The sequence below is a fragment of the Micromonospora sp. MH33 genome (assembly GCF_003013775.1).
In the GTDB taxonomy this organism is placed as follows: Bacteria; Actinomycetota; Actinomycetes; order Mycobacteriales; family Micromonosporaceae; genus Micromonospora; species Micromonospora fulviviridis.
Genome location: NZ_MUYZ01000238.1, coordinates 1 through 11,012 on the forward strand (window position 1 = coordinate 1; position 11,012 = coordinate 11,012).

Annotated in this window: 4 protein-coding genes, 3 pseudogenes and 1 CRISPR repeat array; of the genes and pseudogenes, 2 read left to right on the forward strand and 5 right to left on the reverse strand. The window is 66.0% G+C overall.

Annotated elements, in window-relative coordinates; genetic code table 11:
• Positions 1 to 1,040: 1,040 nt before the first annotated feature.
• Positions 1,041 to 1,627: pseudogene (locus B0E53_RS39715) on the forward strand (transposase); the annotation flags it as partial.
• Positions 1,628 to 1,798: 171 nt separating this feature from the next.
• Here the strand turns inward: B0E53_RS39715 and B0E53_RS27210 are convergent.
• The 5 genes and pseudogenes from B0E53_RS27210 to B0E53_RS27230 form a co-directional block, all read right to left on the reverse strand.
• Entirely contained in the window at positions 1,799 to 3,166 is a 1,368-nt protein-coding gene (locus tag B0E53_RS27210) for a serine/threonine-protein kinase (RefSeq protein ID WP_168215420.1), read from the reverse strand.
• 392 nt (positions 3,167 to 3,558) lie between these two features.
• Positions 3,559 to 4,385 (reverse strand): annotated as a pseudogene (locus B0E53_RS27215) (IS5 family transposase).
• A gap of 127 nt (positions 4,386 to 4,512) precedes the next feature.
• Positions 4,513 to 4,772: direct repeats of the CRISPR family, unit length 37 nt; unit sequence GCTGCGCCCGGCCGTCGTGCCGGGCGAGGATCGCAAC.
• 90 nt (positions 4,773 to 4,862) lie between these two features.
• Positions 4,863 to 6,032: pseudogene (locus B0E53_RS27220) on the reverse strand (IS3 family transposase).
• A gap of 360 nt (positions 6,033 to 6,392) precedes the next feature.
• Entirely contained in the window at positions 6,393 to 8,096 is a 1,704-nt protein-coding gene (locus tag B0E53_RS27225) for an AAA family ATPase (RefSeq protein ID WP_107078636.1), read from the reverse strand.
• A gap of 626 nt (positions 8,097 to 8,722) precedes the next feature.
• Positions 8,723 to 9,487, reverse strand: a complete 765-nt coding sequence (locus B0E53_RS27230; protein WP_107078637.1) for a DUF6745 domain-containing protein — start codon at positions 9,485 to 9,487, stop codon at positions 8,723 to 8,725.
• 406 nt (positions 9,488 to 9,893) lie between these two features.
• On the opposite strand from B0E53_RS27230, the gene B0E53_RS27235 reads away from it, so the two are divergent.
• The coding region (locus B0E53_RS27235; protein WP_146167785.1) for an Hsp70 family protein at positions 9,894 to 11,012 on the forward strand (1,119 nt) is incomplete at its 3' end.

The window sequence follows — 11,012 nt, forward strand, 5'->3', positions numbered from 1 at the left end:
CCGGAGACCTCAGCCTTTATCGATCACCGCCACGCCGGCACCTCACCACCCGCCGACCCCTTACCAAACACGGCCTAGGCCGCTCGGCACCGGCCGAAGCTTGTCGATAATCTCGCGGGCGCCCTCACGCCGGGTGGAAAACCCAACTAGGAGCAGGCCACCGCCTCCGTTCGCGAACGCGGCAACGTCCTTGGCCAGTTCTGCTGCGCTTCCGGGGTTGTCGAGTCGGTACGGCCCTGACTTGACATCAAGCCAGGCAGATTCGGGCAAGCCAACGAAGCGAGCCAGCTGGCCTGTCAACAGCCAGGTTCGAGCTGACTCAATCCCACCAGTCTCCACCGCACCAGTGTGAATCCTCGGCCGGATGACGGGTGCAATGCCCCCGGAGGCCCAGCGGATCTGTGTAGGCGCTGGTTGCCGGACGGAGACGACGCCAGCACGGCAACCAGCTCCGATGCGTTCATGCCGCTGTGGATCGTCCTGGGCGACCTGTGGGCTGAGATCGCACCGCTGCTGCCAACCCGTGCACCACGGCGGTGTTGTTACCCGGGCCGGGAACCGCTGGATAACCGCAAGGTTTCGTGCGTAGTCCTGTACGTGCTCTAACGGCATCCCGTGGGAGTACCTGCCGCGAGTGCTCGGTCGGGTCAGGGACGACCTGCTGGCGCCGCTTGCAGGACTGTAAAGACGCTGGCACCTGGCGACAGCTGCACAAGGCCCTGCTGGGCTACGGGCCACTCGTGCAGCTCGACATGACCTGTCGGGCGGTGATCGACGGCTCCCACGTCCGGCCGCTCAAGGGCGGTCCAAAACAGGTCGATCCTGGCCACCACCGCAGCCTGTCGGCGTACGGGTTAACGCCCACAGGCAGGTACAGCTGAACGTCCGCAGCGTCATGCAGAGGGCGGAGGCACTTCGTGACCTTGCGGGCCGCAGCTGCCATCAACCGCACCGGCGTCCGTCTGACTGGGTCCCGGTGAAGTGGTCCACCTGTTGTGAGAGCCCGATGCCCCATGATGGGGCTGGGAGGGATCATCACGATGGGTACTCGACGGCGGCACACGCCGGAGCAGATCATCCGCAAGCTGCGTGAGGGCGAGAAGCTGATCGGGCAGGGCTCGGCCTTGCCCGAGGTGTGCAAGCAGCTGGAGATTTCCGAGGCGACCTGGCACCGGTGGGTGGCGCAGTACGGCGGGATGAAAGCCGATGACGCCAAACGGCTCAAGGACCTGGAGCGGGAGAACGCCCGGCTGAAGAAGATCGTCGCCGATCAGCTGTTGGACATCGACATGCTCAAGGAGCTGAACCGGGGAAACTGGTGAGTCCGGAGCGCCGCCGCCGCGCCGTGACGGTGCTGCAGCAGCGCTTCGGAGTGTCCCAACGACGTGCGTGCCGGCTGGCCGGGCAGCACCGATCGGCGCAACGCCGGCCGGCGCCGGTTCCTCGTGACGCTGATGAGGTGCTTCGGGCGCGGCTGCGGCAGATCTCCGCGCAGTATCCGCGGTGGGGGTGGCGCAAGGCCCACGCGATCGCCGCCCGCGAGGGGCTGGTGGTCAACCGGAAACGCACCCGCCGGCTGTGGCTCGACGAGGGCCTGAAACGCCCGCCCAGGGTGCGCAAGAAGCGCCGGAATCCCACAGTAGCCAGACGCGGCAGTCGACGGGAGCGGAGGCGGAGGCTGGATCGTCCCGGTCTTCAGCGCGCGTACGTCACCGTCGACCTCCGGCCGTGGGCGTCCAGACCCCGATCGCAGCGATGTCCGCGCGTCAGAGGATCGCGGAGGTGTCGGAGCACCGATTCAGTCGGAGACAGCGATGGCCTCGTCGAACAGCTCGAGGATCAGATCCGCCGTCGCCGCCTCTCGCATAGTGGGATTTCTTCCCTTAAGAAGTAAGGTATCCTCGGCCCATTCGACCTGGTGGCAGCCGACGCCAATACCCGCCATCTTGTTCGGTCCAGGCGTGGTCGCCGCTCGAAGGATGAGCCACTCAGGTTGCTCGTCAATCCAGAGGCAGGCGAGATTCGCCGGTACGGCGTCACCCGGGTAATCCCGCATCGTGGCCACCAGCTGGCCCACCATCAGCAGCGGCGACAGCGGCACCTGGGGCGCTTGCAGGCGTACCAGAAGTCGTGCGTCACCAACGATCAAGAACGGCTCGCCATTCGCCGCCTCACCTGCCTCGGCGTCGGGCACGGCGGCGAATGCGTGGCGCACGACGGTCTTCCAAAGGTGGTCCCACCGCAGACCAGCCTGGCGCTGCTGCTCGGCGTACTCGTCCACACGGATGGCTGCGGCTTCCCGGGCGAGCCGCGCACGAGCCGAGTGTGCCCGCATTGCTTGCAGACCACGCTGACCTCGGCCTAGCCACGGTCGAGGTCGCAGAATATCGATGACCGCACGTGCATCCGGGGGACGCGACGCTGGCTCCTTGGCCAGCAGATCCATGATGGCTCCGCGAAGTTGAGCCGGCGTGCCAGCTGGCAGCTCGGGCACGACACCGAGGTGTTGGTCACGAAAGTGTGGCCCCGGGAACGCCTTCACGCCGGTCAACAGCTCGTAACCAATGCACCCGAGCGCGTAGAGGTCGCTACCGACCTTCTCGTCTCCCCCACGCCACAGCTCGGGTGCCCGATACTCGCTTGTCCCGCCACCGCGAAACGTCAGGGTGCTGGCCGCGGCGGTCATCAGCCGAGAGATTCCGAAGTCGGCGAGATGCCAGCGCCCATCCAGCTCCAGGATGTTTGCAGGCTTGATGTCGCGGTGCAACACGCTCGCGGCCGCGAGGCTCTGCAAGGCGGTGGCGACTTGCAGCAAGATCTCGCTGGTTCCTTCGGGATCTAGCGGTGCCTCGGCCGCAATCAGGTCGGCAAGGCTTCGGCAGGCACGTGGCATGACCAAAATCAACTGGTCGCGGAGGTGAGCGACGTCGAGCAAGGGCAGTAGATGCCCCTCAGCGGCCGCTGGCAGCGACCGCCCGATGGTGACCTCGCGTTCGGCAAGCTTCGCGTCCGCGGCGCTGCCGCTGAGCGCGACAACCTTGACCGCGACCGGGGAGCCGTCTGCGGCTAGAGCCTCGAATGCCATGCCGTAACTACCCGGCCCGCCCAGTGGCCGGTTGGGATCGTAGCGGTACGCTCGACCGCCATCTGATTTGAAGTCGATCATGGGTCGGCTCGCCAGGATCTCCGGCTCGCGCGGCGCACAATGCGCGTCTGTCCACCTGACACGAGGATCCATTCTTCCGTTCGTCAAGGAGCGCCCCCAAGCAGGGTGACCGCCTGACGCCGTCAAGACCGGAACGGGTCATGTGACCCGTCAGGCCACGGTGCCGCCACCCATACCAGGGTTCAACACGCCTCCGTGCTGTACCCTTCCTGATCCCTGACGGCGTCGTTAGCGATAGGGAATCAGCAGCTGCGTTGAGGGTGAGGCGCCGAGCATCACGTACAGCGATGGCACTCTCTGCAATGGGTGAGTGAGCGGCTCCGCTTCGGCTCCCTTGCGTCCTCAAAGCTCCCGTGTCCCTCCTGAGTACCTTGCAACACGCCTAAGAGCTCCTAACTCTTTGAGCGTTGGAGTCGTCGCCAGCAGATGATGGCGCAGGCGAGGGTGAGGAAGGCTTCGTGGATGTCGTCGCGGACCTCCCAGCGGATGCGGAGGCGACGGAACCAGTGCAGCAGGGCGATGGTCTGCTCGATGACCCACCGTCGGGTGCCGAGGCCGGAGCCGTGGGCGACGCCGCGTCGGGCGATGACCGGGGTGATGCCCTTGGCTCGCAGGTCCCGGCGGTAGCAGTCGTAGTCGTAGCCGCGGTCGGCGTAGAGCCGCTTCGGTCGTTGTCGGGGTCGACCGCGGATGCCTCTGATCGGTGGGATCTTGTCGACCAGGGGCATCAGTTGGGTGACGTCGTGGCGGTTGCCGCCGGTCAGGCTGACGGCGAGGGGGATTCCGCCCGCGCCGGTGATGACGTGGTGTTTCGAGCCCGAGCGGCGGCGGTCGACCGGGCTCGGACCGGTTTTGGGCCGCCCTTGAGCGCCCGGACGTGGGAGCCGTCGATCACCGCCCGGGACATGTCCAGCTGGTCCGCGGCCCGCAGTTTGCCGAGCAGGACTTCGTACAGTCGCTACCACACGCCGGCGTCGTTCCAGCCCCGCAACCGGCGCCAACAGGTCATCCCCGACCCGAAGCCGAGCTCCTGAGGCAGGTACTCCCACGGAATCCCGGTGTAGAGCACGAACAAGATCCCCCACAACACCTTGCGGTCATCGAGGGGCTTACGGCCCGGGAACCGGTGCCTGCGCGGTGCACGGGGCGGCAACAGCGACTCGATCTCCGCCCACAACTCGTCCGAGACGACCCACGGCGGCTGCTCACCCCTCCTCACGGCCGAACACTCTAGTCAACCATCCATCAAGGACAAAACCCCTAGATCATTCTGTTAGGAGTTCTAAGTAGGCCAGAGAAAGGGTCGCAACAACGGCGACGTGGCCGGCGGCGGAGACGCCCCGAACGCTGCGCCCGGCCGTCGTGCCGGGCGAGGATCGCAACGGCCAGGGTGCGCGGGTCGACCCGGCGGACGTGCTCGACGCTGCGCCCGGCCGTCGTGCTGGGCGAGGATCGCAACTACCGGGCCGGTGACAAGCCGTCCGGGGTGACGTGGCTGCGCCCGGCCGTCGTGCCGGGCGAGGATCGCAACATGGTGCAGCAGCGCCTCGATGGGCAGCTGCTCGTCGGGCTGCGCCAGGCCGTCGTGCCGGGCGAGGATCGCAACTGGATCAGAACGCGGCTGTAGCCATTCGATGCCAGCCACGCCCGCTTTGCGGTCGGCGGGGTCTGCTGCACCGGCAGGTGACAGGTGTAGTCACGCGGCCTGACTGGCCGGTGGGTGCATGATGGTTTCGAATTCAACGGGGGTCAACCGGGACAGCGACCGCTGGTGTCGGCGGCGGTGGTAGGTCCGTTCGATCCAGGTCACGATCGCGATCCGTAGTTGCTCGCGGGTGGTCCACGATCGCCGGTTCAGGACGTTGTTCTGCAGGAGTCCGAAGAAGGATTCCATGGCGGCGTTGTCTCCGGCAGCGCCGACACGGCCCATCGATCCGGCCATGTGGTGGCGGTTGAGGGCTCGGACGAACTTCCTGGACCGGAATTGGGATCCGCGGTCGGTGTGCAGAATGCAGCCCGCCAGGTCACCGCGTCTGGCGGCGGCGTTGCCCAGTGCGGCGACGGCCAGGCGGGACTTCATCCGCGAGTCGATGGAGTAGCCGACGATCCGGTGGGACCAGACGTCCTTGATCGCGCAAAGATAGAGCTTGCCCTCAGCGGTGTGGTTGCTTGGTGATGTCGGCCAGCCACAGCCGGTTCGGGCCATCGGCGGTGAAGTCCCGGCGCACGAGATCGTCATGCACAGGTGGGCCTACCTTGCCGCCCTTGCCGCGACGCTTCCTCTTGCCGAACGCACTCCACCAGCCGTTACCGGAGCAGATCCGCCACGCGGTGCGATCGGCCATCGGCTGCCCGGCGTCGCGGGCCTCGTCGACCAGGAACCGGTAGCCGAACTCCGGATCATCACGGTGGGCGTCGAACAACGCGTTGGCCCGATACGCCGCCACCTGCTCGGCGCTGGTGACGGGTCGGGCCAGCCACCGGTAGTAGGGCTGACGAGCGATCTTCAATACCCGGCACGTCACCGCCACGGGGATCCCGTCGGCGGCCAGCTCGCTCACGAGCGGGTAGAGCCTTTTCCCGGCAGATGCGCCTGCGACAAGTAGGCAGCGGCCCGGCGCAGGACCTCGTTCTCCTGCTCCAACAACCTGATGCGCTTGCGCGCTTCGCGCAACTCGGCCGACTCACTGCTGGCCGTCCCGGGCGTGGCGCCGGCGTCGACGTCGGCCTGACGCAGCCACTTGAACAACGTCATCGGGTGCACCCCGAAGTCCTTCGCGATTTGCTCGACGGTCACTCCCGCCTCGCGGTCATGAGCGACACGCACCACGTCATCGCGGAACTCTCGGGGGTAAGGCTTCGGCACAGCGGCATCCTTCCAGCCCGCCCACAGGGCAAGCCATCTCAGATGTCACCTATCGATGCAGCAGACCCTAGCGCCTCGTGGCGCACCGACCCGTTCCACCAGCGCCCCCGTACCTCCACTAGCACAATCTAGTCGAACAAACGTACGGGCCGACGGGCTGTCGACGCGTCGTTCGACAAGAGATGCGCGACAGATCTCCGTCCGTTGAAGTGCGACATTTGCCAGGGAACTACGACGGGCGCGGCCTGGCGACCCGGCGCTGCAAGCGACACTTCGCCCACAGTGGCCGGTCCCGTCAGTTTTGACTCTCGAGGCGTGAACGAGCAGGTCAGCTTGATTCGCAGTGAAGCCGCATAGCACCTACGCTCGTGATTGAACGATCCTTCTCAGATGTTCCTTGGCCGGCTCACTCTCGTGCGCTCCGGCAGCTATTGCTGCTGGAAGCCACGCGGGACCCTTGCGAACGGCCAAGCTTGGAGCGAAGCGCTCCAACTCACCCTGCCGCACGAGGCAGATTCCCATACTGTCAAGGCGCTCCAACAGTCGCAGCGCAGCGGCATGACTTTCGCCGCTGGAAAATGCGGCCATACCGTACCGTTTGAGCGCCTTCCAGGGGCTCTCGTTAATGCGCATTTGCGCCCTCACTTCTCGCGCTGCCGCCTCGTCAAACGATTCATCAGGATCGGAGGACAGTACCGCCTGCAATGCCTTTAAAACATCAGACTTTCGAGCTGGAACATACTGACTCCTGAAAATCCTAGTGGCATTATTGTAATCCTGCTCTATCTCGTCCCATCGACCCCCAAACTGCATTACCAAAGACTTTAACTTGCTAGCATCATCCAGAATGTCCAAATCGGGCGTGGCGACGACTCGAACCCCGAGTGCGATCAAAGCCTTCGCCACTTTCGCCATACCATCTTTGCCGCCAGTCGGGACGAACAAAACTTCACTGGGCGGGATCTCGATAGCGGAACTTGCGTCTAGTGAATCAAGGGCAGCCCGATAGAATCGGCAGTCGTCGTCACCTTCAGCTAGGACCACGAGGTGATGAAATAGGCCCTCTAGCGCATTCGAGTAGCGCAAGACCGAGTCGCTCCAAAGCGACTTTACCTCGACGCTGTTGAGTTGTGAGGCCTTAGTCACATTCCCGGAACGATCAAGTCTGACAATCGATACCTGCTGCTCCGCTTCGAGCAGGCCCGCGATCAGGCTTCGATCGTGTGTAGCAATGACGATTTGAATCTCGCGCCGAACTGCGATTTCCCCGAGAATGCGACCGAGCTCGAACGCCTGAGGCGGGTGAAGGAACGCCTCTGGCTCGTCAACTAGGACAATTGGAAACGAGGAGGTCATCACGGTCAGTAATAGACCTAAAAGACTCCGCATGCCATCGCCTTGCTCGGCCAAGAGTGGAAGAGATGTCAGAGAGTCTCGATATTCCTTGGTCACCGCATCAATTGGCGGCGCAGGCACCTTCGTCTTCCCGATCCTGAACGAAACCGTGTTGCTCAGCCGATCAAGTGTAAGCGGGATCCGAAAGATTCTGACGCAGGTGTCGCTGAGTTCTTGAAGCAGTTCGGGGTCGTCCTCTAGATAATGCATGGGATGAGTGGGCGACTGTTCAATGTTCTCTCTTCGGCCGGTGCCCGTCGCATAACCCGCCCGTGAGATCGCCTCAGAACGATGGACGAAGAACTGCAAGAGCTGACCAACAGCCTCGTCGTCGCCGTTCCACAGATGCCTTACGTAACTCTCTTCAATTCCCGGACTGCTGCCAGGCCAGGCGAAGTTTCCTGTAGGCAACGAGAAACCGCTCTCCCGCAGCCAAGCCAAGAGATCATCGTCAGTGGCCCGCTTGCGCAAAACCGCCCGGTCGAGCACATTCTTTGGGATTTGCAGATCGCCCCGGTGTCGCCCCAGCCAAGCGACGGTCTCTGACAACAGGCTAGATTTGCCGACGTTATTACCACCTACTACTGCGGTAATTCCACGTTCAGGTAGGCGAATTTCCGACCCGGAACGAAGTACCATCGTCGCAATGGAGACCGAGAATTGGCTCACGCGCTAGGTCCAATCGAGTGACACGAGACTCTTCATCCTGCCATCGTTCACCCAGGGAGTCTTGGGTGAACCCACCGGAGGATAGTAGACGGCTGCTCGATGCTGCGAGACCCGCAGGCGCTGGCGGCAGCGACGGATGCTCATCTGCCGCCGTCGGTGCGCAGCGGCGGTGAGCCCAAGTCGGGCTCAGTCTGGCGTGACGTAAGCCGGCCCTCTGGGCTACCGGCAGCGCACACTTCGCCGAAGCCACGGCTGCTCGGTCCTCCGATGAGCAGGCACCCGCGGCAATGCCCGCGAAGAGCGCCAACGAGGTAGCAGCAAGGACTCTGGCCTGATGGCTGCCGCGGCAGCCGCCGCTGTCGTCCTACCGATGCACCTACAGCAAGATGTGGATCACCGTGAAGTATGCCTGGGGGCTGAGCCTGCAGTCGTCGGAGAAGTCCGCGCTGCAGAGCATGCTCAACACCTGCGCCTCCTGACCCTGCCCCCGGCCGATCCAGCAGCCGTGCACGACGTGGCGCGGGCGGCCAGCCCGGTGCGAGAGCCTGGCCGCCCCGTCGTCCCCGCATGGCCCCGGTCAGCAGAGATATCGGGGCGCGAGCCGCTCGCCCGTCCGTGACCGCTGGTCACGGTGGCGGAAGGACGTTGCCGTCGCGGGCCCACGTCTGACTGCCGTCGAGCCAGACGACCGCCGGCTCGTCCTCGCAGCGCAACTGGCCCTGCCCATTAACCCGCAGAAACGTGGGGTGTTCGCTCATGACCGCGACGTCGGCGAATGGCCACCACGGCCCTGCCGCCAGCGCCACCTCCCTGCACCCTTCCCAGGCGGGATCAGGAGTGGTTCCGAGCAGCTGCTGGTAGGTGTCGATGGCGGCGAGGAGGAGCCAATCGGGGTAGAAGTTCCAGGCTGGTTCGAAGAACCAGTCGCGCGGGTTCAGGCAGTAGCGGACGACAGCGTGTCCTTCGTCGTCCTGGTCCACGATGCTGCTCTCGGTGTCCCAGAATCTGGCGGGCACCAGGGTGTAGCTGGCGGTGATGTTGCGGTCGATGCTTGCCCAGATCGGCGAGTGCACCAGGGTGTACACCTGCCGCACCGCGTGCAGCACCGGTGCGAGAGCGGCGCCTTCGAGTTCGGTGACCGGGTTGCAGCGGTAGGGGTACTCCATGAGGTCGTAGCGGGCTTCGACGCCGTCGTAGCGCTGTTCGCCGTAGTAGCCCGTCCACTCCATGAACTGGTGGAAGTCCCCGTGGGCGGTGAACCGGTCGAGCTTGCTGGTCTGCTCCCAGATCGGCGCCCGCGCGGCGGCGAGGGACCGGTTGAGGTTGTCGCGCCGGACCGACGTGACCAGCGACGTGTGCCCGTCGCCGATGACGCGGTGCAGCTGTTCCATAGCGGCGGGGGGAGAGGGGCACCAGAGGAATCGGGAGGGTTCGGGGTGCCCCGCCGCGTGGTAGGCCAGACGGACGGCGGCCTCGGCGCGCGCGTGGTCGGCGGGTTCGCAGGACAGCGCCGCCTGCGTCCACCTGTCGGCGACGGCTTGTGCTTGTGCGGACATCGGGCTGGTGGGTGGCTTCATGACTTCCTCCAATGAGGATCGTGTGGACAGTGTTGAATATCGACGGTGCGCTAACGGGTCAAGTCGTCGGCGGCCCCGCGCCGGGTTCGAGTCAGGGTTCGGCCGGCCGCCGTGCACCTGCGCTGGCGGCTCCCGGCGGTCCGCCGTCGGACCCCCGGTTTGATGGCTGTGAGTAATTCCCGGCTGACGTGAATGTGATCCTCATGTTTGACTGAGGTCTATGGGTACGGGGGAGGCGCGCCTGGCGATCGACTGCGGCCATGCCAGCACCGTGGCGGTGCTGGCATGGCCCGACGGCACGTCGGCGCCGCTGGTGTTCGACGGCCAACCAGCGCTGCCCAGCGCGGTGTTCCTGGCCCCCGACGGCAACCTGCTGACCGGCCAGCGAGCCTGGCAGGGCGCCGCCACGCAACCGGACCGGTTCATCCCGGCCCCCCGCCGGTCTCCCGAACAGCAGCTGGCCGTCGCCGGCACTGAGGTCGAGGCGCTGGACCTGGTCGCGGCGACGCTGCGGCGGGTCGCCGACGAGGCGCAGCGGACGGCGGGGTTCCCGATCGAGGATGTGCGGCTCGTGGTGCCGGCCGGGTGGGGGCCGCGACGGCGTACCTGGATGCGCCACGCCGCGCACCGTGCGGGGCTGGCGCAGCCGCGGTTGGTCGAGGCGCCGGTGGCCGTAGCGCAGCATCTCGTGGCCTGCGGCGTGCAGCTGCCGGTCGGGTCCTTCGTTGTCGTGTGCGACGTGGGCGCAGGCGCCGAGGTCAGTGTCCTGCGGCGCGGGCCTGTCGGCTTCGAGGTCCTCGCTACCTTGGCCGACCCGGACGCTGGCGGTGCCGCCATCGACCACGCGCTGACCACCACCCTGACCGGCGGCGACAACGCCACGACCACCGGTGAGGGCGAGAGGTGGGCGCTGGCAGCGAGTGTTCAGGCCGCGAAGCACGCGCTCACCGACCACGCCGCGGTCACCGTCCCACTGCCTGCCGGGCCGGCGGCGGTGGTCAACGGGCAGATGTTGGAGCAGGCGGCGCGCCCGGTGCTGTGCCGGGCGGCGCAGCTGATGACCGAAGCGATCATCGCGGCAGAGGTGGATCCGGGCGGCATCGCCGGCGTCTACTGCGCCGGTGGGGCAGCGCAGATGCCGCTGCTGGAGAAGGTGTTTATCGAGATCGCCGGTGTCGCCCCGGTGGTGGTGGTCGATCCCGCTCTCGCGGCGGCGCGGGGGGCTGCCGACGCGGGCGGGATCGACCCAGGCGGGGCCGTGTCGGTCGCTGAGCCGCCGCCGGTGCCGCCGGTGCGGCGGGCGGTGGCGATCGCGGTACCCGGGTTCGCGTCGTTGGGG